This is a genomic window from Bradyrhizobium sp. (assembly GCF_047605465.1).
Lineage (GTDB): Bacteria > Pseudomonadota > Alphaproteobacteria > Rhizobiales > Xanthobacteraceae > Bradyrhizobium.
In genome coordinates this window covers 119,149-142,301 of sequence record NZ_JASGFS010000003.1, presented here as the reverse complement: position 1 = coordinate 142,301, position 23,153 = coordinate 119,149, and the positions used below count along the sequence as shown (strand labels likewise).

The window sequence follows — 23,153 nt, the reverse complement described above, 5'->3', positions numbered from 1 at the left end:
GTAGGGCGTAAATATCTGGCTGCCCTTAGCCGCAGCATCCCGGTCTGTTTTCTTGGACCGGTGGACAGGGTACGCTTCCATAAGAGCAGAACACACAGCAGTCGCCCGGCTTTGGCTTAAGTCGGGTGCCGCGCTCCGTGAAATCGTAGAAAAACTGACATGCATCGATCGGCATAGTCTCAGTCGCCTGATGGCGGCACACAGGACAAGTTAGAATCGATTGCACTTTCATGTATAATCTTTCGGCCCGAGGCGGATCAAAGCGCTTGGTCGCGCCCGTCCAAAACGACTAGGTACGGACTGGAAACGTCAGCTCAGACTTTGCCCCGCTGCGGCCCGTCCGGTTCGAGATCGTGAATTCCGCGCCGATCTTCGCCAGCGCCAGCTTGACGATCGCCAGTCCCAGACCGCTGCCAATTGGACTCCTCGAGCGGCCCCGGAAGAAGCGATTGCCAAGCTTATCGATTTCATCCGGGGCAATCCCCGGCCCCTCGTCCTCAACTAATAGCCGATTAGAATGGGCCGTCCAGACTATGTGGCCTTCGCGCGTGTGTTGGACCGCGTTTTCGTGAAGATTGCGTAATGCCAGCTGGAGACAGTCGGCGTTCGTGTCGACCACCAAGTCGCGAGCACTTGCCTCGATCGTAACGATCGTCCCCGCATTCTTCGGTGTTCCCTCAACGATCTCGGATAGAAGTGGCCCCACTTCCACGCGGCTGCGCGGCGCATCCGCCAAGTCGGCATCGAGCTTCGCTATGGTGAGCAGTTGGCGAACAAGCCGAGTGCTTCTGTCCACTGCGGCAACGATCTGTTCAAGCGCGCCTCGTACCACCTTCGGATCTTCGGCGGCAAGCGCCACTTGGGCTTGAGTCTTTAGACCAGCCAGCGGCGTCCGCAGTTCATGCGCGGCGAAGGCTGTCACTTCGCGCTCGTGCCGGCGGGCGGCCTCAACGCGAGTGAGCAGACCGTTGAGGGCCATAGCCAAAGGTCGGACCTCGACAGGCTCCCGATCAGTCTCGACGTGCCGCATGTCGTCCGGTTCGCGCGCCCCGAGATCCTGCGCCATACGCCGCAGAGGGCGTAGGCCCTGGCCTACGCTCGCCCAGATCGCGGCACCGAGCAGCGGTGCAATCAACAGCGCCGGCAACATCAGACCCTTGATGAGATCGGCAACCAGCCGTTCGCGCAGCGACAGCCTGTCGCCCACCATAACTCGGAGATTGTGGCTGGCATCTTCGACGGTGAAGACGCGCCAAGTCTCACCGTCGATCGTCCGATCGGAGAATCCGTCGGCCGTGGACGAAAGCTGCTGATCTGGCGCTCCGCTCGACTTCGCGACCATGCGACCATCGAGCGACCAGATCTGACATGACAGTTGGCGCTCATAGCTGCCTAGTTGAGCGATGGCTGCAGGCGCAGACTTTCCAGGCAGGCTCTCGAAGCCCGATGCGAGTGAAGCCACCATGCGCGCCGCTTCCTGCAGGCGCGTGTCGAGTACCTGCTCTACCTCGGCGCGGCTCCCGGCGAAGATCCAAACCACCCCCGCCAACCAGACGATTCCGGTCGCCGCGATGAGGATCGCGAAAAGTCTAAGCCTCAGGGACTTCATCGGGCAGCTCCCATGCGATATCCAACGCCCCGCAGCGTCTGGATCGCGTCCTTGCCGATCTTGTTGCGGAGATTGTGGATGTGTACCTCGACCGCGTTGCTTTCGACATCCTCCTGCCAGCCGTACAAGCGTTCCTCAAGCTCGGAGCGCGAGCGGACCTGCTCCGGACGCTCCATCAACGCGGAGAGAATCGCGAACTCGCGGCGGGAAAGGTTAACGGGCTCGCCGGCGACAGTCGCCGAAAGATCCGCCGGCGATAGCACGATGGTACCGAACGTCAGCGTCGGCGCCGCGCGGCCGCCTTCCCGTCGAACGATAGCGCGCAGGCGCGCGGCGAGTTCGTCAAGATCGAACGGCTTAGCGAGATAGTCATCCGCGCCAGAATCCAGGCCAGAAACCTTGTCTCCAACGCTGTCGCGTGCGGTGAGGAGAAGCACCGGCGTCCCATCGTTGCGGCACCGGAGCTTCCGCAGCACATCTAGACCGCTCCCGTCCGGCAGCATGATGTCGAGCACAACGGCCGAATAGCGCGATGCCGCCAACGCAGCGTCGGCGTCCCCACACGTCGAGACCGCATCAACGGTCGCGCCTGACAGCGAAAGCCCGGCCCGCAGGCCGTCGGACAGGATCGGGTCATCTTCGACCACGAGAATGCGCATCTTTACCTCCGACGGCTCCTCTCGGCCGCCTGCCTTAAGGCTGGCTTAAGGTAGCCCATCCAAGTCGCGGCATCCGCTCACAAAACACAGGAGCGCCGTGCAAAATGCTGGGCTTTCAACGACTACCCATCGCTTTTCTGGTTCTGTTGTCGACCCTTACGGCTGTGAGCGCAGGCATGCCGCCTTCCGTCGACCAGGCCTTCCGCCTAAAGGTCTCCCGCGACGGCTCGGGTCTGCAGCTTGTCTGGTCTATCGTTGGCGGCAGCTATCTCTACCGGGCGATGATCGGCGCCAAGAACGCGCTGCCGCCTGGAGCCGCCGTTGCGGTCCGCACGGAACAGGGCGAACCCAAAGATGACCCGGACTTCGGGCCACAGGAAGTCTACCGCAGGACCGCGAAGGCCCTGATCACTGAGGCCGACTTGAAGGGCCTGCAAGAGATCGTGCTGACTTACCAAGGCTGCGCGGAACAGTACCAGATCTGCTACCCGCCGGTCTTCAAGACGCTCGACCTGCAAACCCTGGCGATCCGGGACCGTGACGATGCCGGGATGGCACGCTCCGGATCCCCTCCGTCGTTCATGGATGCTCCTCAGGACGCCGCCGGCGGCCCCGGGGACGGCGTCTCGAAGGGCGAGGCAGCTCACTGGGATCTCTCCTACTGGGTGACCTTGGGCGGCATGCTGGCATCGTTCTTCGGCTTCGGCGCGTTGCTCTCGCTGTCGCCGTGCACGCTGCCGATGGTTCCGATCTTCTTCGGCCTGATGGCGGGCTCGCAGCAAATGTCGCTCAGTCGCGGCCTCGGCCTGGCGGCGGTGTTCGTCGTCGCATCCGCATCGGCTTATTCGTCACTCGGCGCCTTCGCCGGCTGGTCCGGCTCCGGAGAGAACCTGCAAATTCTGCTGCAGACGCCGATCGCGCTTGGGCTCATGAGCGCTGTTCTGGTCCTGCTCGCGGTGTCCATGTTCGGCCTGTTCGAGATCCAGTTGCCGACGGCCTTCGTCACTCGGGTGACCGGGGCGGCATCGAGCGGAGGTCGGGGCCCGCTTACGGCGGCCGCGATTCTCGGCTTTGCGTCCGCGCTGATCGCCGGCCCCTGCGTGACACCGCCTCTCGCGAGCGCGCTCATCTACGTCGCGCGAACCGGCAACATGGGTCGCGGCATGGCATCTCTGTTTTCGTTCGGCGTAGGTCTCGGCCTACCGCTGCTGGTGTTCGGCGCGCTCGGACCACGCTTTCTCCCGAAGCCTGGCCCCTGGCTCGTTCGGGTCCGGCACGTCTTCGGCTTCGCCCTGCTTGGCGTCTCGATTTCCATCGTCTCGCGCGTGTTGTCGCAACAGACCGCTCTGCAGCTCTGGGGCGCGCTGGCCACGGGCGTCGCCGTCTACTTCGGCACCCAGTTCCTGACGGGACATACGCGATGGAGGTTGGTCCCAATGGGCCTTGCGACCGTCGCCCTGCTGGTCGGTTCGCTGCTCCTGATTGGATCGGCAGGCGACGATAGTCTCAACGCGACACGCATCCTTGCCCGCTTCGTACCGCTAGAATCCACGACGGATGGCGACGTCAGGACAGTGCGTTCGATCCAGGCGCTCGAGGGTGAGCTCGCCGCCGCGCGGCGCGACAACAGGCCTGTCATGCTCGATTTCTCTGCCGAGTGGTGCGTTGAGTGCCGGGCAATGGACGCGGTGCTGCGAAACCCCGCCGTCCGCGAACGGCTGCAGGACTTCAGAATGGTCCGCGCGGACGTGACCGCGGTCAACGATGCGAGCCGCGCCCTGATGCAGCGCTTCGAGATCGTAGGACCTCCCACGATCCTGCTGTTCGGCGCCCAAGGGGACGCGGATCCTGTCACAAAGATCGTCGGCGCCGTCGATGCCGACGCGCTCCTCGCCAAGCTATCGATCGTCGCATCTGCCGACTGAACCTCGATCGAACCAAAGGAAATCATCATGATCAAGAAATTGACCCGCCGCTCCGTCACCCAGGTGCTTGCCCTGGCCGCCGCCCAGTACGTCATCGCACCGTCGCGCGCGGACGATGGTCCGACCGAGACGGATGTGTCCAAGGAGATGATCCTCCGCGATCCCGCGACACCTTCGAGCGGCAATCCCAAGGGCGATCTCACGATCGTCGTGTTCTTTGACTACAATTGTCCATACTGCAAGCAGTCGGAGCCGGCCCTCGAGAAATTGGTCAAGGCCGACGGCAAGATCCGTCTGGTTTACAAGGATTGGCCCATCCTGACGCCGGACTCGATCAAGGGCGCGCAGTGGGCGCTGGCGGCCAAGTACCAGGACCGCTACGACCACGCCCACTTCGCGATGATGGGTATACCGGGTCCCAGGATTCCCGCCGAACGTATGCGCGAGGCGATTGCCAAGTCCGGCGTCGACATGGACCGTCTCGACGCCGATCTGCAGGCTCACGGCGACGAGATTACCAAGCTTCTACGCCGTAATCTCGCTCAGGCGGATTCGCTCGGGTTGCAGGGCACGCCGGCCTACATCGTCGGCGATTACCGGGTGACTTCGGCGTTGAACTACGACGGCTTCAAGCGCGTCGCCGCCGATGCCCGCGCCCGCGCGGCAAAGAAGTAAGGAGCAACCGCGCATGGAGCGGAGAGTCTTTCTTGTTCTGGCTGCCGGTATGGTCGTGCTGCCGAAAATGATGTCGAGACAGTCCGGTGAGGCAATTGCTGAGGACGTCGACATCGACGCCATCCTGCGCGATCCGGACGCGCCGCTCACGGGAGGGCCCGATCGTGACGTCGTTCTGGCGTCCTTCTCGGATTACAATTGCCCGTTCTGCAAGGCGGCGGAAAGCGATCTGAAGCGGCTTGTTCGCGAGGACGGCAAGGTCGGGATCGTCCGCAAGGACTGGCCGATCCTGACGGACGCCTCGCTTTACGGCGCGCGGCTGGCGCTCGCGGCTAGGTATCAAGACCGCTACGACGCCGTCCACGAAGCGCTGATGTCGGTCCCCGGCGTAAGAATTCCACAGGAGCAGATGCTCGCGGCCATCCGGGCCGCAGACGTCGACTCGGACCGTCTGCTGGACGATCTTCATGCCCACGCCGCCGAGATCGACGCGCTTCTCGCCCGCAACGACGCACAGGCGCGCAAGCTAGAGCTCAAGGGCACGCCGAGCTATCTGATCGGACGCCGCCTCTACAACACGCTGGACTTTGGTGGATTTAGCGCCGCGATCGCCAATGCACGGCGACAGTCGGCGCCGGAGGGCGCGTCATGAACGTGGCCAAGCGCGGACCATTGCTCGCGGCCACGATGCTCGCGGCGGCCACGCTCGGCGGTTGCGTCACCGATACCGGTATGATGCCGACCGCGATGGCGTCTTCTTACACCCGCTCGACGGACGCGAGGTATGCCGCAGTCTCCGATAGCGGCTTCACGGTGCCGGCAGTCCCCTCTGGAGATCTCAAGCAGCAATACATGCGCCAGCTCGTTGACGACCCGACCGGCGAGCCGCCGGGTACGGTCGTGGTCGACCCGAAGAACCGCTTCCTTTACTTGGTCCAGGAAGGCGGCAAGGCACTCCGCTACGGCGTTGGCGTTGGCAAGGCCGGAGCGGCCTGGTCCGGCACCGCAGACGTCGCGATGAAGCGCGAGTGGCCGTACTGGACGCCGACGCCCGCCATGATCGCGCGCGAGCCAGGCAAATACAAGAGGTGGCAGAAGGGAATGGATGGCGGCGCCTCGAATCCGCTCGGCGCGCGCGCGCTATACCTGTTCAGGAACGGTAGAGACACCCTCTACCGGATCCACGGCACGAACGAACCTTGGTCCATCGGTCAGGCTATGTCGTCCGGATGCATCAGAATGATGAATCAAGACGTAATCGATCTGTATCGACGCGTGCCGAAGGGAGCGAAGGTCGTTGTGTTGCCCGCGGGCGATGGTGAGGGTCCAACTGAGACAACGAGATGATCGGAGCGGAAGAGCGCGTGACCAAGTCATCCGACGTTCCTTCGCTCACACTCGCACTCATCTCTCGGAGCATCGATCGCATAGGACAGATCGCCACGGGATCATCCTCCGTCGTTATGGCAGAAGGGTCGCGATCACGTACACAGCCACGGCGGTGCCGAGACAGCGTCGCCATGGGTTCGCGCCTCTGAATGTCTCGTCTGCGGCCCAGACGAGAAGCCCACCTTTAACAGCTACGGTGAGGACGACTCCGGCCTTCCCTGCCGAGGGCCAAAGCCGACGCAGGATAGCCGCTGCAATCACGATCCACAGGATCAGGTTTGGCCACTGAGCGATCGTGATGGCGCCTGTTTCGCGATTGCGAAAGAACCATTTGAGAATTTGGCGCAACATCGCCGCTCCGTTTGCTCCCGCAGCCAGACTCGAGCAAAGTGCCCGAGCGTCCGGTTGAGATCATGGAGGAAAACACAACGGCTCGTCGATACGGCTGTCGCTCGAACCGGACCACCATCGCCCCGAAAACGCCGTGAATCGTATGAATCCCGGCTACCTCGCGGTGCTGGATTATGCGACACCGGCTGAACCGGATCCAACTTATCGAGCCTCCATGCTTCAAATGCCGCAGGACCTCTCCGCCATGGCGGAAGCCCTGGACCGATCGCCGGACTTCCGGGTGTTGCGACGGCTCGTGCCGCGACAGCCGTCCCTTCGGGCTCTTGATACGGAAACGAAGGTCGGGATCCTGCTGGACACCGAGACGACCGGCCTCGATCACGCCAAGGACGAGATTATCGAACTCGGCATGGTCAAGTTCGATTACTTGCCGGATGGCCGCATTGTGGGCGTCCGCGAGACGTTCGCCGCGTTCAGCCAGCCGAGCGTCCCGATTCCTGCGGAAGTGACGGCGCTCACCGGCATTACCGATGACATGGTGGCCGGCCACAGGATCGAAGATGCGGCCGTGACCACGTTCGTCGATGGCGCCGTCATCGTCATCGCACACAACAGCGGCTTCGATCGCAAGTTCGCGGAACGCTACTGGCCGATCTTTCAGCGCAAGGCCTGGGGTTGCTCTGCAACGGAGGTCGAGTGGCGCAAGCATGGATTTGAGGGGTCGCGGCTGGGCTACCTGCTGAACGGCGCCGGCTATTTTCACCAGGCCCACAGAGCCGTCGATGACTGCCACGCCCTGCTTGAAATCCTCGCGTTCGAACTGCCGACCGGATCACCTGCCTTGGCTGTGCTGCTCGAACAGGCTCGCAAGAGGACGATGCGGGTCTGGGCCGAGCAATCGCCCTATGACCTCAAAGACGCTCTCAAGCGGCGGGGATATCGATGGAGCGACGGACATGACGGTCGGCCCCGGTCCTGGTTCATCGACGTGGCGGAAAGCCAGCTCGACGCGGAAATTACGTTTCTCAGGACCGAGATATATCTTCACGATGTGGAACCGCGCCTGCAGGCCCTAACAGCCTTCGATCGTTTCTCGGTCCGGGGCTAGGTGGAACGCGCCTTCAGATGCTGCAGTGCAACTAAAACTGGAATGTTGCTGTCCAGAAACCTGAGGGGTATCCTTTCCCGAGGGGTTGCATTTGATCAATTTTGAAGACGCTCATTTTCTCGTGCGGTGTCTGCGTTATCGCTACCGTACCGAGAAACTTCCTTTGAAGACACTGATGCTCCTCGATCTCGAGGGAGCGACGGTTGTCGATATCGGCGCCAACAAGGGCATCTACTGCTTTTGGCTCGCGCGGGCGGTCGGTCCGTCCGGCAAGGTTCTCGCATTTGAACCTCAACCTGAAATGATCCGCTACATCTCCGAGCGAAAGCGCCGCCTCGCTCTGCACAATGTCGAGACAGTTCAAACTGCGCTTTCCGATCATCGCGGCTCGGCTCAATTGACCCGCCAACACGTTGGCGACGGAAGCGCGTCATTGTGCTTGGAGCGCGGGAAAGCAACCGATGAATCCATCTCAGTGCCTCTCGCAAAACTCGATGACTTCGAACTGCGGGATGTCAAGTTCATCAAATGCGACGTCGAAGGCTTCGAGCTGAACGCCTTTAATGGGGCTCGGCGTCTGATCGAGACATGTCGTCCCGTGGTGCAATTCGAGAGCCTTTCCGAAAACGCTGATAAGCTGTTCAACTTCTTCGAGCAGCTTGGCTACCTCGGCACGATGTATCTCGATGGCCAATATCAGCCGTATCAGGCCGGCTGGCAGCTTCCGCATGCGAAATTCGGGCTGGGCGGACATCGAGACTTTCTCTTCTTCCCGGAGTCGGCGATCGGTTCGACGATCCCTTCCGTACTTTATCGGCGGATCCGAGCCTCGGTCGCTCCCGCCTCAACGTGGGCACCCAACGCTGCCCCTGTGTGCCAGACCCGCGACGCTAGGTAGCTCGCGCGCCGGACGTCGCCCGTGAGCCCCACCGTGCGGGCCATCGGCGCAGCTCATGACGTCAGCCGCCGCTTCAAGGCACGGACCAAATCGCCAGGACACTTGAACCTTGAGCGGAATCTACGCCGCACACCCGCCTCAGTGACGATCAGCGGCCGCTCCGGAAGCCTCGTCATGGACGTCAGAATGAAATCCAGCGGCTGCCTGTTCTCCGCATCCAACCTGACCAGGACAACGGGTCCTGGGCGAAACTTTGAGCCGCGGCGCAGTGTCCAGGCCAGGCAGCGCCGCTGGGAATGCTGCCAACATCGAACCACACGCAGCGAAATGAAGGCCCCGCTTTCGACAGCCAGATAGCCGCCTGCCCGTTCAGCGAGGAGACTGGGATTTGTCCGCGGCACGGCGGCGCCGATCTCCGCGGCAAGCCCCTTGATGAGGTCGATCCGGCTGCAGCGTGTCTCCAGATAGCTATAGTCGGCATCGGGGATGTATCCGATCAAGGCATAAGCCTTGCGCAGACTCCCAAAGCGCCGTTCGTAGACATATGCCTTCGGCATTCCCTTCTCGCCGTCGATGACGGCGCGCGACAGTGCGCCGCGTCGCAGGTGGAGAACTCTCAAACGCTTGAGCAACTCTTCCGACGAGATCCTGCGTTGCCGTGATCTCCGCTCGATGATCCGCTGGGCTTCGTCGAAGACGGTCTGCGGCACGATCCGATCGAGGGCGCCCTCGCCTCGAATCCATTTGGCCCGACCGTTGACGACACGACGCCCGCGCAGATAGTTCGATGTTCGAAAGTAGACGGTATTGCCGACATAATTCTCGTTCCGAAGGATGCGGCCGATCATCTGCAGGTTCCACTGAACTCCGCGGTGATTGGCAACACCACGCGCATTGAGTTCGCGAGCGATGGCCGCCTCCCTTCTCCCGCCCACGAAGCTTTCAAAGATCCATCGCACGATCGCCACTTCATCGGACGGCCCTGCGCGCAGCAACACGCGATGGGTCTGCAGCACCTTCTGTTCGCCGTCTTCGAGCAGCCCTCTCGAATTGCCTTTCGCGTCCACGAGCTCTCGGCGAAGCGCATAACCTGGCCGTCCACCCACCCAGAAACCGAGACCCGCGATCCGGCTCTGCCCTGCAAAAACCTTCGCAGACTGATCGCGGCTGGTTTCGGCCGCCATCAGCCGTTTGACATTCTTCCAGAGACCCGACATCGGGCTTCCGTCGTTTTCGAACACTTCGGCGCAATAGATGACTTTCACGCCAGCCAGCTTGCAGATGAACTCGTAATATGCGCTCTCGTCCGTGTCTTGAAATCGTCCCCAGCGACTCACATCCCTCACCAGAACATTGGCAAAGTCAGCCTTTCCCGATTGAATATCGCTGAGCAGATCGATAAGCCCCAGCCGGTTCTTTATCCTCAACCCGCTAATGCCTTCGTCGAGATACGTATGCACAATCTCCAGCCGATGCTGCGCTGCGTAGTGCGCAATCAGGGCCTTCTGATTTGCCACCGAGTATTCCTGCCGATCCGTCGACATCCGGATGTATTGGGCCGCCCGACGCGTTTGATCCCGAGGCCGGGGCAACTTGGCATGATGAACAGTGAGCGCATTTCCCATGGAACGCTCCAGCCGTTGGCGAAGCCAAATTTAGCCTAACCAGCGCGGAAACCAAGCTGGTCCATGTCTAGTGATCCAGCTGAGCAAGAGCGAGCCGGCCACCGAGGCCACGCCGGGCCACAGCCAAGTCCGACCCCGCGCGGCACTGATGGATCTCAGATACAGGAACGCTCCAAGCAGCGGTCCGTAGTTTTTTCGGAAATCACCATTGAGCTTAGCAATCTTGAACAGATCACAAGATATTTCGAGTTCGTCAGCCATAGCGCTGACCTCTTGATGGTTAGAGCCAGCGCCATATAAACTACTGTTTTGCCCGACAGGGCAAATGCAATTTTCGGTATATCCGAATATGGCCCGGTTTTCATTAGACGGGCGTCGGCTTGCATCTATTGAGACCGAATGCGAGCCGGTCTGTCCGGAAATGACTAGCAGATTGTCCTGATGGATCGCCGGCGAACAAGAATGCGCGGTCTCAAGCCGGCCGTTGATAACGGTTTGTGAAATGGCGTTCGCGGTAGACTGATAAGCTTTGTCGCTTTTCCTTGTCAGTCATCAACTGACTCCGTTCTGTTAGAAACCTTATCAGTTGGCGAACTGACTCCGTTTTCGACCAAGCTTATCAGCCAATTGCCCTTCCTTTGTAGCGACCCAGCCGATCGACTTGGTTGACCCCACGGAGACGGCACTCAGTGGCAGAACGGGCCGGAGCTGGAGCTCCCATGGCAGCAAAGGTAGGACAGGAGGCGGCGGGAGCAGTTCCTCGACCTGCGAGACCTTCTTCCAGGTATCAAACCCGGCCTGCCAAACGAAGACATCGCCGGGCCGAGGCATCTCTCGCAAGAGGGCGATCAGGCGGTCGCGCGGCAGTGGACCGATGGTCTGTCGGTTCTCATCGACATAGTACCAGGCGGACATCCAGCCCTCCTTCGTCCGCACGGCGCGATAAAATCAATATGCGGGCACCGGGTGCGTGCGGCAATCGAAGGGGCCATCGCGACCCGTTCCCTTGAGATGCTGATTATAAAAGCTGCCCATCGATGGCGCGTCGAGGAACGCGTTGAATGTGGCGGGGGGCAATTCGCAATAATGGTAGTAGGTCGTATTGAGACGGATGATCATATACTGCTTGGCGCGGTCGTAGCAGATACGTGTGATGAAGCTGCTACGACTGATATCATTGCAGGCAAAGGTCTTTAGATCGACCGGGCCGCGATATTTGACGTCGACCGTCTCGCCATAGGACGGCAGCAGATAGACGGCGAGCAGCACGAGTGCGGCCAGGATGAAGCTTCGTTGTGCGCGCAACGCGGATCCTCAATAGCGGGTACCGGGGACGTATTTCTCCAGGCGGGAGGGTGTCAACTTGCCGTCGGGATGATAGCCGACGAGATCGATCTTGCCGTCGAAGTCAACGTCGTGAAAAGAGATGTCCCACTTCTGGTCGCGGTTGCGGTCCTCGACGGAGATATCAGTCTTGCCATCAAAATTCGTATCGAGATGCGCCGAGAACGGTTTGGTCCGGTCGTCGGGCGTGACAAAGGAATAGTCCGGTTTGCCGTCACAGTTCGTGTCGTACTGGACAAGTGTCGCAGTGTCCTGCTGGTCCCTTCCCTCATAGAGCTTCACAGACTTGCAGGTCGCGGGTGGCTTGGCGGGGATCTGCTGCCCAGCCTTGGCCAGAAAGGCCTGCACATCGGCAATCGAGATGGCGAAGTTGAGCGCCTCGCCTTTCGCTTTGAATGCATTGACGCCGATGAGTTTGCCTTCATCGGAGAGCAGCGGCCCTCCAGAATTTCCAGGGTTGATGGGCGTCTGGGTCTGGATCACGCTGGCTTTGTGGGATCCTTCTTCGTCCCGCCATTCGTAATCCTTGCGATATTGGCTGATGAAGCCTTTGGTGTAAGTCCAGGCTTCGCCGGTTGGATGCCCGATAGCGTGCACATCGGCGCCGACCTGAATGTCGGACTCCGCCCCCAGCATGATTGGCTTAACATCGCGCGGTAAGGCCACGACGCGCAAGAGAGCCAGGTCGCGGCCTGGATCGATCTTGATGACGTCGGCGATTTCGATGTCGGCCTCGGACGGCTTGCTGCCTTCGGCTAGAGGCTTAAAAACCAGACCAACCTTTTTGAAGCCTTTCACAACGTGCCAGTTAGTCAGCACACTGTCGCCGCTCCCAATAAAGGAGCCTGAACCGATGCCGTCGTTGGTAGCAACGATGACGACGGACGGCGAGAGAGCGCGGTAGATCTCGGACTCATGGCGGCCGCGTCCGTTGTAAGGCGCGTCACCCAGCTTGGTCCCCGCATATTTGGTGACGGACTTGGCTGAGAGGCCGCCCAGATCGTAAAGTTCGGGGCTGCTCTCGACCGAGATCATGCTAGCGTTGTCAGGAGACGCAGGAAGAGCCGCGCCAATCAGGCTTTCCTGAGCCAAGGCAGAATCCGCGAGAACGACGGCAATGATGGCTGACAATGCGGCGCGCTTCATACGAAAGGGCCCCCCTGCCCTGATGTCGGTGCTGGCAGCGATACTGCTCTGCACAATTTTCCAGCTTATTCCCGTCTCACGAGCATTTTCACAGTCCGCACCGGATTTGGAAAGTCGAAAACAAGCGGCCTACCAGAAATTTCATCAGGGAAAGGTGCGCGAGGCGGCGCGGGAAATTGCGGAGCTTGCCAAGCAGGAGACAGACAAGCGCGCGAAGGCCTATCTGCTTCGCGATCTGACGGAGATCTGCTCGACGGCTTACGAACTCGGTTGCGCCCTAGAGTCCGAAGTCGCAGCCTATGAGATCGTCAAGGACGACAAGTCGCTCAATCCGCTCTTTTCAGATCTTTACGCCTATTTCGTGCGCGCGCAGGTCTGGGCCAACAATCCTGAAATCCTGAAAGGCATTTTCAAAGACAACAAAGTCGCGTTCAATCCGGCAGCGACCCCCTACCCGGCAGCATCCGCCAACCTGGCCGCCGTCATTTATTTTCTCCGCGCGAACGATATGCGGCTTGTCGAAAAGGCCTACTCAAGCGCTGTCATCAGTCTTTTGTTGATCGATCCGAAGGACAAATACAGCATCTGTAAGATACTCGCTGAGCTGCTCGAATCTCTCGTCACGCAGCAGGACATTGCGAGCGCACAAACGCTTGCACGTCTTATTGACCCCTACATGTTCGCCAACCTCAATCATGAAGGGCCGATCTTCGCCAACTACATGATAATCGTTACGAAGCTGTACGCCATGACTACGCGCTCGAAACAGGTCGCGGGATTTCTCGAGGAAGGGATTCGGCTGAACGAGCGCCTCGATATTAATGAGAACGTGAAGCTGTACCGGACATCGACGAGCAACAGTCTGGCTTCGCTGTCGACCCTCTTTGAGGGTACACCTGACGAAGCCGCGGCCATACACGCGCGTCACCCGCTGCAAGCGCAGCGAGACGCCATCATCGCGCGCGGTCACTTTGATAACCTGCAAGAATTTTACTTCGCTCTATCAGATCTACTGATCGATAGTTTCAAGGATCGCGGGCGCATGCAGGCCTGGAAGCCTCTCTTTGGTTCGCTCCCTGAGGCGTGGCGCTTGACCGGCCTGATTGAAGAAGACATCGAGTCATACCGTCATTTCGCGCTTGGACTCATTGCTGCCGAAGGCTCCAAGGCCGAAGCGGCGCCGCTCGTGCAAACGGCGGCCCGGGAACGGCTTGAGATTTTCGAGACGCTTCTGAAGCAACGCTACGAGGGGTTTCAGCTCCCGACCCTCGTCGATTTGCTCGTGATCCAGTCGGCCCTCACAACGCTGGCTGAGTATCCGCCCGCGGATGCCGCCGATCTAGCGCTGAAGGGGGGTGAGATGCTGGCCCGCACGCTACGACACCGGACCAGCGACTTTGCCGTGCTGATCGGCGCGCAAAAGACCGAGCGGGCCCGCGCAGCGGTGCGTTCCTATTACATCCTACTTCAGCAAAAGCGGCAATGGGAGCTCGATCAGATCAAGCTTCTCATGGCCGGCGGCAAGAAAGAGGCCGGGTATCTGATCACGACCTACGCACATCTGACAGAGACGGTCACGCAGCTTGGTGACGCAATCGCAAAGGGTGAGGATTACGCTAAGACAATCGGTTATCCACGTGTAACGCAGATTCAGTCGGTCCTGCAGCCCAACGAGGTCTTCTTGACCTATTTTCTGACGCTCAAGGGCATGGGGCGGCTCTGCATCTCCGGATCGACCGCGCTCTATTCGGTATCGGATGTCGCCCCGCAGCAAGCGATCCGGGATGCGAAGCTATTGCGTCTGGCTTTGACGCAGGAGCGCGCGGCCGACGACGTGCTCGACGGTCAATACCCGGTCGAGGCGGCCGTACGGCTGAAGGATCTCATGTTCAAGGGCCTTGAGGATTGCATAAGACCCGGCGCGTTGGTCAATGTCGCACCTCCTGATGAGCTCGCGGGCATTCCATTTGCGGCGTTGCTGGAGGAAGCGCCTCCCCGGATGGGCGATGGCTATGATCTCGCGGCGGCGCGCTGGCTCGGCAAGTCATACCGCTTCGCCACAACCATTTCGGCGCGTCACTTCCTCGGTATGCGGGCGTCCGTCACCAATCAACACGCACCGCTCCCCTATTTGGGGATTGGCAACCCCTCACTCGCGAGCGTCGCCGCCCAGGCGAGCCTTACCCGCGGTGCCGCCACGAATAACTCCCTCCGCGGCGCCCTGACCGAACTTGGATCGCTGCCGGAAACCGAAGATGAGATCCTCAATGTCGCGAAGCTGCTGAAGGCGCGGAAACAGGATGTTCTACTCGGCGCCGGTGCGTCCGAGGAAGATGTCCGCAGCAAGGATCTCGGTAAATACGACGTGATCCATTTTGCGACCCACGGATTGTTGCGAAATGATCTGCCGGGCCTGAACGAGCCATCCCTTGTTCTGACGCCGAATGACGTTTCTGACAGTTTCGACGATGGTCTGCTGACGGCGTCCGAAATTACCCGGCTCCCGCTCGATGCGCGGCTGGTTGTGCTGTCGGCCTGCAATACAGCGCGCATCGATACCTCCGCCGCCAATCTCGGCATCACCGATCTTGCGGCAGCCTTCTCGGTGGCGGGTACGCCAACCTTGCTCGCCTCCCTTTGGACAGTTGAAACCAACGCGACCCATGATCTGATGCTCGAGTTCTTTCAGTCCTGGAATGCGCAGCAGCACAAGAGCGCGTCCTTAGCGCTTTTTGAGGGCATCGAGCACTATCTCGCCAAGGCCGATAGAGCTCATCACCATCCGCGGTTCTGGGCGCCCTTCATCGTATTCGGCTATGGGGCAAGTTTGGCCGAACAGGGTGATCCTCCCAGCGCTCTGACCTTCGATTATACGCACCTAAGTGGCGACGACGTCGGTGAGGTTTTCGATGCGAAGCCGCTTGCCGGTCGGCTGCTGCTCTCAGTCATGGGCGACTGGGACGGAAAGTCGATGGCAAGCGTCATCAGGGAGGCGGAACCGAAGTCGTCGTCGTCCTTTCCTACGTCCCATGAAATCGCCGCCGGCAACCTCCTTATCGATCAATCGCAAGTCTATGCCTTTGGCTACAAGACGTCAGAACACCCTTACCCGATCGTCAGACGATTTACCCCGGATGGAGTGGAGGTCTGGAAGAAGGAATGGCCTGATCTAGCGAATAATACATCCTACGGTTCAGTAACGTCCGGCAACGACATCGTGATGCTGTCGGGATCCAGCCAGTCGTCGACGGACGAGCGCATTGCGCACATCGTCCGCTTCGATCGCGACGGCAACGAGATGGCGCGCAGGGACATCAAGGTTGGGCAGTCTGCGTTCATCATCGGCCGATGGGCGCTCTTGTCGAAGATCGGTCCGAATCTCGCGCTGATCATCAATTCACGGCAGTTTGGCAATTTCGGCTCAAGCGAGGCTTTATTCGGTCTGCCGACATTGTGCCAGGGCCCGCAGCAAGCAACAATCTATCGGCTGGATGCTGCAACCTTGGATGTGAAGAGCACATCCACGCTTCCGGATTTGCAAGTCTTTGCCGCGGAGGCCGGCGAGAGCCAACTCAGGATCGCAGGTCAAGTGCACGGACCATGCGAGGAAGGCGGCAAGGGGCTTCTTGTCAGCGTGACCCCGGAACTGACATCGACGACGCTCTGGAAAGATGACGATGCATTCCCATCGAGTGTTCAGTCACTGGCAACATCCGGTGACCAAACCGTATTTACGGTCAAACGGCAACGGCCGATTGGCGTGCGACGCCTCAATACGGGCGCGCCCGGCGTAAAAACCAAGCGATGGGGCGATGCCGGTGATGAATTGCTTGAGTTCTCCGTTCTCAACCTGGGCACTGACGGGAGCGCCACCTCGCTCTTTAACTCTGCCTTCGGCCTAAGCGCTTTCGCTCAGGGTATTGTGCTCAGCGCAGGCAAGCCCGTGATCTTTGGAAGTCTCGGCGGGCGGGCGGCGATTTCCACAGTTCCTTAGGGCCCCGTCGCAAGCATTCACGCCAGTCCGATGGCAGCGATCATCGGCAATTCAGCACAACCTTTGAGACGGCAATGCTCTGCTGCATCGCCGCTTCTCGGCATCTATTTTCCGTTCAATGGTGATTGTCCTGTAAAGCACTGTCTGCTTTTCCCGCATAACGACCGACTGCGGGCGACAGCGTAATATGTCGCGATGACCGTCGTCCGCAGAGGAGATTAGCCCGCGGGCAAATCAGCGCCTATGCGCCAAGCCAGTGCCTCAACCAAGCCGATCAGCGAAGGCCCAAATAAACGAGCGGTGGATTGCCGAAAGCCCGCCGAAACATTAGTGTAAAGGCCGCCGGACTTTCATAACCAAGCTCAAATGCAACCGTGGAAACGGGCTGCCCCGCGGCCAAGCGTGGCATCGCGCACATTAAGCAGGCCTGCTGGCGCCAAGCGATAAAGCTCATTCCGAGCTCGCGCCTGAACATTCGAGTGAAAGATCGCCGACTCATGCCAAGCGCGTCAGCCCATGAATCTACCGTCTCGTGAATGTTTGGTCGCTCAACGAACTGACGGCAAAGAACCGAAAGGCGTCCTTCCGCTGGGAAATGCAGCGACAGCGGCAGTGCAGGACATTGGCGCATCTCATGCTGAACCAGCTCCATTAAGGCTCCCGAGCGCCCCGTAAGATTATATTCGAGAGGCAGTTCAATTGCCTCGCTCATGAGGCTGCGCAAAAAGGGAGAGATGGTCACAACCTGGCAATCGTTCGGCATCCCTTCGATTGCATCGGGCTCAATATAAAGGCTGAGCAGAAAGACGTCTCCCACCATCCGAACTTGGTGAATGACACCGGGCGGAATCCACATGCCTCGCTGCGGGGGCATCACCCACGTCCCCCCAGAAGTCGAAAGCACGATTAAACCCGTCGCTCCACAGATCAATTGCCCGCGCCTATGGTGATGCGGCTCGATCACACACCCATTCAGAAATTTGTCGCCAAATGCAATGACCGACCGGCGCGTGTGGTCTACTCTGCGAATATCAACTCCTCGAACCACCGGCCTATCCAGATAATAACTGATCCAACGATGGCGACGAAACGCATCGCGGTTGGTTTGTCCTAGTTTGAAGAAGGCACGACTTTGCACACGGCCCGTGCGCATGCAAGCAAGACTACATCACAGACGGCGGTCGATAGGCTGCTTCGTTCGGTAAAGTGTCGGTCTCTGATCGTCTCTCGGCCGTGGAAAAATATTTTGATAGTCCGTCCGACATTTTTTTCCTTGGGGCAGCATGCCCATCGGCAGCGACTTACGCGACCCGGCCCGCAGCTATCGAGACTGGGCCAATTTTGTTGATCACGTGCAACACCTTGGTTTTCCGTCACTAATTTAGATACGTTCAAGCCGCACCTCCGATGTAATCCCAGTCGCGCCGCGGCAAACAGTTCCAAGGGGCAGCACTAATCGCTGTCGGTTGGAATGGGATTTCGGATGTCCAGTAAGACTTTCAGGAAGGCCGCGTGGCTGGGGGCAGCAAGCGGTATCGCTCTTCTATCAGTGAGCAACTTCGAGGGGGCTGCCAACGCGCAGTCGTCCAATCTTCCGGCGGTCACGGTCGATGCGCCATCTGCCCAACGCGCGAAACCAAACGCAGGCAGGACAGGCGGGCGACCCGCCCAAACTCGACGTGCCGCTGCGGCTCGGCAGGCCCAGGAGACAGCGGCCCCGGTGCCCTATCTGCCACCATCAACTAGCACCTTGGCCGCGCCTCCCGCTCCATATGCTGGTGGCCAGGTCGCGCGCGGTGCGCAACTCGGCCTCCTTGGCAATACCAACGTGATGAACGCGCCGTTCAACATCACGGCGTATACGGCACAAACTATTCAGGATCAGCAAGCAACCAGCCTTTCGTCCGTCACCAATAATAATCCGTCGGTGCGGAGTATCTTTCCGCAAGGCAGCTACACCGATCTCTTTTACATTCGCGGCTTTCCGGTATTTACCGACGACACGACGCTCGGAGGCATCTATGGCGTGCTGCCACGCGAATACATCAATCCATTCTTCGCCGAGCGCGTTGAGGTCCTTCTAGGGCCTTCCGCATTGCTAAACGGTCTCTCCCCGAACTCTTCGGTTGGCGGCCAGATCAACGTGGTGCCGAAGCGAGCGACGGATGATCCGATCACGCAGGCCACCCTCTTCTACAACTCGATCTCCAGCTTCGGCACCAATATCGACGTTGGCAGACGTTATGGCGATAAGAAGGAATGGGGCGTTCGCTTCAACGGCACCGCTCGCGGTGGAGAAACCGCGGTAGAGGGGCAATCGCAAAACTTCGGTGCGGCCGCCTTGGGGCTTGACTATCGTGGTGATAGGTTCCGCGCGTCGGCAGATGTCGGATATCAAGACAATAAGGTCGATCAACCCAATCAGCCCGTGTATCTCGCATCGACTCTCACGTCAGTTCCGGCCGCTCCCGATCTCTCGAAGTCGGTCTTCGCACCTTGGTCCTGGTGGAAGAGCGAAAATCTTTGGGGGGCCGCGCGGGCGGAGTATGACATAAATAACGATTGGACGGTTTTTGCGGGTGGCGGGGCCCGCTACAATAAAGCGAACGTTCTCGCAAATCAGCCGTCGATCAACAGCTTGTCGGGCACGATGAGCAACACGGCATACCTCTTCCCGGCGGAATATAACTCGTACTCCGTGCAAGGCGGCATACGCGGCAAGTTCGACATGGGTCCGATCCGGCACTCGGTGTCACTGATTGGAAGCACCTACAACCAGGGGGTCGACAACAACCTCGTTCTTGCATCCGCAGCGAAGACGACGAATCTTTACGGAGCCGATTGGGGTGCGGAGCCTGCTTTTGCGACAACGTCCGATGCAACGTATCGAGTCTCCAACACGACGCTATCTGGAGTAGCTTTCGCTGATACGATGTCGGTGCTGAATGAGCGGGTGCTTCTGACGCTCGGCGTCCGGCAACAATGGGTCGATGTCACCAACTGGAATAGGGTTACGCAAGTCGTCACTTCGCAATATGACAAAGAGGCGCTTAGCCCGGCTGTCGGTCTAGTCGTGAAGCCCGTAGAGAACGTGTCGCTCTACGCCAACTACATCGAGGGCCTCCAGCCCGGCTCGACGGCTCCAGTCGGATCGACGAACGTTGGGCAAGTGCTTGCGCCGTATAAAACCAATCAGGTTGAAGGCGGCGTGAAGGTTGATTTCGGCCGCATCACCGCGACGGTTGCAGCCTTCCAGATCGAGAAGCCGAGCGCCTTTACCGATCCCACGACATTGATCTATGGCGCCTACGGCAATCAACGCAATCGAGGCATCGAATTGAACACCTTCGGTGAAGTCAGCGCCGGAGTTCGTCTCCTCGGCGGAGTATCCTTCATTGATGGCAAGCTTGTCGATACTGCCTCGGCCTTGACGCGGGGCAAGGATGCGCCGGGCGTGCCGCATGTCCAGCTCAACATGGGTGCGGAATGGGACACGCCTTTTGCTCGCGGGCTCACACTCACCGGACGCACAGTCTACACCTCAACGCAGTATGCCGATCTCGCGAACACACAGCAGCTTCCGTCGTGGGTGACCTTTGACCTGGGCGCTCGTTACACCTTCACAGGGTGGAATGGTAAGCCGATTGTCATAAGAGCCGACATCCGCAACATAACTGGCAAGAACTATTGGGCTGGAACGTCGGAAAACTATGGTCTGGTGCTTGGAACGCCCAGGACGTATTTGGTTTCAACCACGTTCAATTTCTAACCAGCGCTACGTGGGTAATGGGGGGCTGCGGCCCCTCATTTGTTGGCGGTCATGAAAAGCAAGAACCTTCGACGATGGATTTGGATTCATAAGTGGTCGAGTCTGAGCTGCACGATCTTTCTTTTGATTCTCTGCTTGGTGGGTCTTCCACTCGTATTTGGCGATGAGATAGAGGACCTCATCAGCGACGAGCTTCCCCTTGCGGATGTTCCCATCAAAACGCCCAATGCGAGCTACGACGCTTTCGCGAGGGTGGCTCGAGCGCTGCATCCGTACGAAGTGACAGTCTGGATGGGGCACGACGCCGTCCAGCCTAGAATAACGGTGGTGATGGCGCCTTCGGGCGGCAGTCGTGATCGCACTAGTCTCCGCCAATCGTCTCCGCGAAACGGGAATATCTCGGAATACGGCCGGAGACTTTCCGCGATTGTCGCCCCGATCAGCGGAAGCCGGGAGCCTGGAGACCAACTTGAGTGAGCGAAAAGCCCGGATTTCCGGGCCTATGCGTCGCAAGTTGTGGGGCGTGGCAGATTGCAGGACTGGGTGGCTGGGGCGGGAGGGATCGAACCTCCGAATGGCGGAATCAAAATCCGCTGCCTTACCGCTTGGCTACGCCCCAACAGGCGGTCACGGGAACGGCGGAAGAACTTGCTGCCGCCGGATTCTCTCAGGTTGAGCCGGTCTATAGGGAGAGGCCCGGCATTTCAACCGCCTGAAGGGGCAAAATAGCACGGGCGACCACAGGTCGAGGCCATACTCCATTAATAAGACCTTCGATCGCCCCGTTCCCGGGCCAAACCTGCGGTCCGGCCCCTCCCGGCAGTTGAGACCTCCGGCGTTTCATGGGAATACGGCGCCAAGACCCGTCCTCCGGAGTGAGCCATGACCTACCGCGCCCCGATCAACGACATGCTGCTGTCGCTCAACCATGGTGCTGGCCTCAAGGCCGCCGTGGAAGCCGGCCATTACGGCGATTTCGACGCCGATATCGTGGCGGCGGTGCTGGAGGAAGCCGGCAAGTTCGCGACCGACGTGCTGGCACCGCTGAACCGCGTCGGCGACGAGCACGGCATCAAGCTCGCCGAAGGCAAGGTCACGACCGCTCCGGGCTGGCCTGACGCCTACAAGCGCTGGACCGAAGGCGGCTGGAACGCAGTCTCCGGCCCCGAAGATTTCGGCGGACAGGGCTTGCCGCTCGCGATCAACGCGGCCTGCACCGAAATCTGGAGCGCCTCGAACGTCGCCTTCGGCCTCTGCCCGCTGCTCACGGCATCGGCGATCGAGGCACTGGACGCGCATGGCAGCGACGCGTTGAAGAAGATCTATCTCGAGAAACTCGTCTCCGGCGAATGGACCGGCACGATGCAGCTCACCGAGCCGCAGGCCGGCTCGGACGTCGGCGCGCTGCGCACCCGCGCGGAGCGGCACGCCGACGGCACCTATCGCATCAAGGGGACGAAGATCTTCATCACCTATGGCGAGCACGACATGACCGACAACATCGTGCATTTCGTGCTTGCGCGCCTGCCGGACGCGCCGAACGGGACCAAGGGAATTTCGCTCTTCCTGGTCCCCAAATTCATGGTCAATGCCGACGGCACGCTCGGCGCGCGCAACGACATCTTTGCTTCCGGCGTCGAGCACAAGCTCGGCATGCACGCCTCCCCGACCTGCACCATGACCATGGGCGACCATGGCGGCGCGATCGGATTTCTGGTCGGCGAAGAGAACCAGGGCATGCGCTGCATGTTCACGATGATGAATCAGGCCCGCCTCAGCGTCGGGCTCGAGGGTGTCGGCGTTGCCGATCGCGCCTATCAGCAGGCGCTTGCCTATGCGCAGGAGCGCAAGCAGGGCCGTGCCGTCGGCAGCAAGAGCGATGGCTCCGACGCCATTTTCGTCCACCCCGACGTCAAGCGCATGCTGATGCGGATGCGGGCGCAGACCGCCGCCGCGCGCACCATCTGCTACGCAACCGCGGTGGCGCTCGACGTCTCGATGCGGGCCAAGGATCCCAAGGTCCGCGCCGACGCCGCCGCGCGCGCCGCGCTTCTGACGCCGATGGCGAAGGCCTATTCCACCGATATCGGGAACGAGGTCGCCTATCTCGGCGTGCAGGTGCATGGCGGCATGGGATTCATCGAGGAGACCGGCGCCGCGCAGCATTATCGCGATGCCCGCATCACCGCGATCTACGAAGGCACCAACGGCATCCAGGCGATCGACCTCGTCACGCGCAAGCTTGCGGCGAACGGCGGCGCTTCGGTTTGGGCCCTGCTGTCGGAGCTCTCGGCGATCGTCAAGCAGGTCGCAGCCTCCAACGATCCCGCCTTCGGCACCACCGGCGCAAAGCTGCATGAGGCCCTGGAGGCGCTGACGCGCACCAGCAAATGGCTGCTGGAGCGGATCGCTTCCGCGCCCAACGAGGCCCTTGCCGGCGCCACGCCCTATCTTGAGCAGTTCGGCGCCACGCTCGGCGGCTGCATGCTGGCTTCCGAGGCGCTTGCCGCAAAGGCCGACGGCAATCCCGACGCCGCCCGCTACGTTTCCCTGGCCCGCTTCTTCGCCGAGAACATCACGGTCCAGGCCGGAGCGCTGGAGCAAACCGTGACGGAGAGCGCGGAATCGGTCGCCGCGGCAGATGCCGTGTTGCTGGGGTAA

Annotated in this window: 18 protein-coding genes and 1 tRNA gene; 10 read left to right on the top strand and 9 right to left on the bottom strand. The window is 60.3% G+C overall.

Annotated elements, in window-relative coordinates; all coding sequences use genetic code 11:
* Positions 1 to 25 precede the first annotated feature (25 nt).
* The 3 genes from QM712_RS04405 to QM712_RS04395 are packed head-to-tail and all read right to left on the bottom strand — an operon-like array spanning position 26 to position 2,268.
* Positions 26 to 232: a GDCCVxC domain-containing (seleno)protein gene (locus QM712_RS04405; protein ID WP_415021823.1), complete on the bottom strand. Its 207-nt coding sequence runs from the start codon at positions 230 to 232 to the stop codon at positions 26 to 28.
* 57 nt (positions 233 to 289) lie between these two features.
* Entirely contained in the window at positions 290 to 1,609 is a 1,320-nt protein-coding gene (locus QM712_RS04400; protein ID WP_415021822.1) for an ATP-binding protein, read from the bottom strand.
* On the bottom strand, positions 1,606 to 2,268 hold the full coding sequence (locus tag QM712_RS04395) for a response regulator (protein ID WP_415021821.1): 663 nt from the start codon (positions 2,266 to 2,268) through the stop codon (positions 1,606 to 1,608). Before QM712_RS04395 ends, QM712_RS04400 begins: the two co-directional genes overlap by 4 nt.
* Before the next feature lie 104 nt (positions 2,269 to 2,372).
* On the opposite strand from QM712_RS04395, the gene dsbD reads away from it, so the two are divergent.
* The 6 genes from dsbD (at position 2,373) to QM712_RS04365 (ending at position 8,614) form a co-directional block, all read left to right on the top strand.
* Positions 2,373 to 4,193: a protein-disulfide reductase DsbD gene (gene dsbD / locus QM712_RS04390; RefSeq protein ID WP_415021820.1), complete on the top strand. Its 1,821-nt coding sequence runs from the start codon at positions 2,373 to 2,375 to the stop codon at positions 4,191 to 4,193.
* A gap of 39 nt (positions 4,194 to 4,232) precedes the next feature.
* Positions 4,233 to 4,868: a DsbA family protein gene (locus QM712_RS04385; RefSeq protein WP_415022042.1), complete on the top strand. Its 636-nt coding sequence runs from the start codon at positions 4,233 to 4,235 to the stop codon at positions 4,866 to 4,868.
* Positions 4,840 to 5,520, top strand: coding sequence for a thioredoxin domain-containing protein (locus QM712_RS04380; RefSeq protein WP_415021819.1), 681 nt, complete (start codon positions 4,840 to 4,842; stop codon positions 5,518 to 5,520). The genes QM712_RS04385 and QM712_RS04380 overlap by 29 nt, the downstream gene beginning before the upstream one ends.
* On the top strand, positions 5,517 to 6,215 hold the full coding sequence (locus tag QM712_RS04375; protein ID WP_415021818.1) for a L,D-transpeptidase: 699 nt from the start codon (positions 5,517 to 5,519) through the stop codon (positions 6,213 to 6,215). Before QM712_RS04380 ends, QM712_RS04375 begins: the two co-directional genes overlap by 4 nt.
* A 607-nt stretch (positions 6,216 to 6,822) precedes the next feature.
* The gene (locus QM712_RS04370) at positions 6,823 to 7,716 is read left to right on the top strand and encodes a 3'-5' exonuclease (protein WP_415022041.1); all 894 of its coding nucleotides are present in this window, start codon (positions 6,823 to 6,825) and stop codon (positions 7,714 to 7,716) included.
* A 91-nt stretch (positions 7,717 to 7,807) separates the two neighbouring features.
* A complete protein-coding gene (locus QM712_RS04365; protein WP_415021817.1) occupies positions 7,808 to 8,614 on the top strand; it encodes an FkbM family methyltransferase in 807 nt (268 codons plus the stop codon).
* Between the two features lie 53 nt (positions 8,615 to 8,667).
* Here the strand turns inward: QM712_RS04365 and QM712_RS04360 are convergent, their stop codons facing one another.
* The 4 genes from QM712_RS04360 to QM712_RS04345 all read right to left on the bottom strand — a co-directional run bounded on the left by QM712_RS04360 (position 8,668) and on the right by QM712_RS04345 (position 12,729).
* A complete protein-coding gene (locus QM712_RS04360) occupies positions 8,668 to 10,239 on the bottom strand; it encodes a recombinase family protein (RefSeq protein ID WP_415021816.1) in 1,572 nt (523 codons plus the stop codon).
* A 582-nt stretch (positions 10,240 to 10,821) separates the two neighbouring features.
* Entirely contained in the window at positions 10,822 to 11,154 is a 333-nt protein-coding gene (locus QM712_RS04355) for a DUF4339 domain-containing protein (protein ID WP_415021815.1), read from the bottom strand.
* A gap of 33 nt (positions 11,155 to 11,187) precedes the next feature.
* Positions 11,188 to 11,544 carry a KTSC domain-containing protein gene (locus QM712_RS04350; RefSeq protein ID WP_415021814.1) on the bottom strand — a complete coding sequence of 119 codons (357 nt, stop codon included), beginning with the start codon at positions 11,542 to 11,544 and terminating at the stop codon, positions 11,188 to 11,190.
* A 9-nt stretch (positions 11,545 to 11,553) separates the two neighbouring features.
* Entirely contained in the window at positions 11,554 to 12,729 is a 1,176-nt protein-coding gene (locus QM712_RS04345) for a S1C family serine protease (protein ID WP_415021813.1), read from the bottom strand.
* Here QM712_RS04345 and QM712_RS04340 point away from each other — a divergent pair.
* Positions 12,704 to 16,723: a CHAT domain-containing protein gene (locus tag QM712_RS04340; protein WP_415021812.1), complete on the top strand. Its 4,020-nt coding sequence runs from the start codon at positions 12,704 to 12,706 to the stop codon at positions 16,721 to 16,723. The genes QM712_RS04345 and QM712_RS04340 overlap by 26 nt on opposite strands.
* A 274-nt stretch (positions 16,724 to 16,997) precedes the next feature.
* Here QM712_RS04340 and QM712_RS04335 read toward each other — a convergent pair whose 3' ends face one another.
* A complete protein-coding gene (locus QM712_RS04335) occupies positions 16,998 to 17,876 on the bottom strand; it encodes a helix-turn-helix domain-containing protein (RefSeq protein ID WP_415021811.1) in 879 nt (292 codons plus the stop codon).
* 330 nt (positions 17,877 to 18,206) lie between these two features.
* Here QM712_RS04335 and QM712_RS04330 point away from each other — a divergent pair, with 330 nt between their 5' ends.
* Together QM712_RS04330 and QM712_RS04325 are read left to right on the top strand one after the other, a co-directional pair.
* Entirely contained in the window at positions 18,207 to 20,492 is a 2,286-nt protein-coding gene (locus QM712_RS04330) for a TonB-dependent receptor (protein ID WP_415021810.1), read from the top strand.
* A 51-nt stretch (positions 20,493 to 20,543) separates the two neighbouring features.
* A complete protein-coding gene (locus QM712_RS04325; RefSeq protein ID WP_415021809.1) occupies positions 20,544 to 20,969 on the top strand; it encodes a PepSY domain-containing protein in 426 nt (141 codons plus the stop codon).
* Between the two features lie 67 nt (positions 20,970 to 21,036).
* On the opposite strand, the gene QM712_RS04320 is transcribed toward QM712_RS04325, so the two are convergent.
* Positions 21,037 to 21,111 (bottom strand) — tRNA-Gln (locus QM712_RS04320).
* 263 nt (positions 21,112 to 21,374) lie between these two features.
* On the opposite strand from QM712_RS04320, the gene QM712_RS04315 reads away from it, so the two are divergent.
* Positions 21,375 to 23,153, top strand: a complete 1,779-nt coding sequence (locus QM712_RS04315; RefSeq protein WP_415021808.1) for an acyl-CoA dehydrogenase — start codon at positions 21,375 to 21,377, stop codon at positions 23,151 to 23,153.

What these genes read in the sequence shown, in the direction of transcription:
- QM712_RS04355 (WP_415021815.1), bottom strand. Translation starts at nt 11,154, where the DNA reads ATGTCCGCCTGGTACTATGTCGATGAGAACCGACAGACCATCGGTCCA.
- QM712_RS04405 (WP_415021823.1), bottom strand. Translation starts at nt 232, where the DNA reads ATGAAAGTGCAATCGATTCTAACTTGTCCTGTGTGCCGCCATCAGGCG.
- QM712_RS04335 (WP_415021811.1), bottom strand. Translation starts at nt 17,876, where the DNA reads ATGCGCACGGGCCGTGTGCAAAGTCGTGCCTTCTTCAAACTAGGACAA.
- QM712_RS04375 (WP_415021818.1), top strand. Translation starts at nt 5,517, where the DNA reads ATGAACGTGGCCAAGCGCGGACCATTGCTCGCGGCCACGATGCTCGCG.
- dsbD (WP_415021820.1), top strand. Translation starts at nt 2,373, where the DNA reads ATGCTGGGCTTTCAACGACTACCCATCGCTTTTCTGGTTCTGTTGTCG.
- QM712_RS04380 (WP_415021819.1), top strand. Translation starts at nt 4,840, where the DNA reads ATGCCCGCGCCCGCGCGGCAAAGAAGTAAGGAGCAACCGCGCATGGAG.
- QM712_RS04370 (WP_415022041.1), top strand. Translation starts at nt 6,823, where the DNA reads ATGCTTCAAATGCCGCAGGACCTCTCCGCCATGGCGGAAGCCCTGGAC.
- QM712_RS04360 (WP_415021816.1), bottom strand. Translation starts at nt 10,239, where the DNA reads ATGGGAAATGCGCTCACTGTTCATCATGCCAAGTTGCCCCGGCCTCGG.
- QM712_RS04395 (WP_415021821.1), bottom strand. Translation starts at nt 2,268, where the DNA reads ATGCGCATTCTCGTGGTCGAAGATGACCCGATCCTGTCCGACGGCCTG.
- QM712_RS04325 (WP_415021809.1), top strand. Translation starts at nt 20,544, where the DNA reads ATGAAAAGCAAGAACCTTCGACGATGGATTTGGATTCATAAGTGGTCG.
- QM712_RS04315 (WP_415021808.1), top strand. Translation starts at nt 21,375, where the DNA reads ATGACCTACCGCGCCCCGATCAACGACATGCTGCTGTCGCTCAACCAT.
- QM712_RS04400 (WP_415021822.1), bottom strand. Translation starts at nt 1,609, where the DNA reads ATGAAGTCCCTGAGGCTTAGACTTTTCGCGATCCTCATCGCGGCGACC.
- QM712_RS04340 (WP_415021812.1), top strand. Translation starts at nt 12,704, where the DNA reads ATGGCTGACAATGCGGCGCGCTTCATACGAAAGGGCCCCCCTGCCCTG.
- QM712_RS04345 (WP_415021813.1), bottom strand. Translation starts at nt 12,729, where the DNA reads ATGAAGCGCGCCGCATTGTCAGCCATCATTGCCGTCGTTCTCGCGGAT.
- QM712_RS04330 (WP_415021810.1), top strand. Translation starts at nt 18,207, where the DNA reads ATGTCCAGTAAGACTTTCAGGAAGGCCGCGTGGCTGGGGGCAGCAAGC.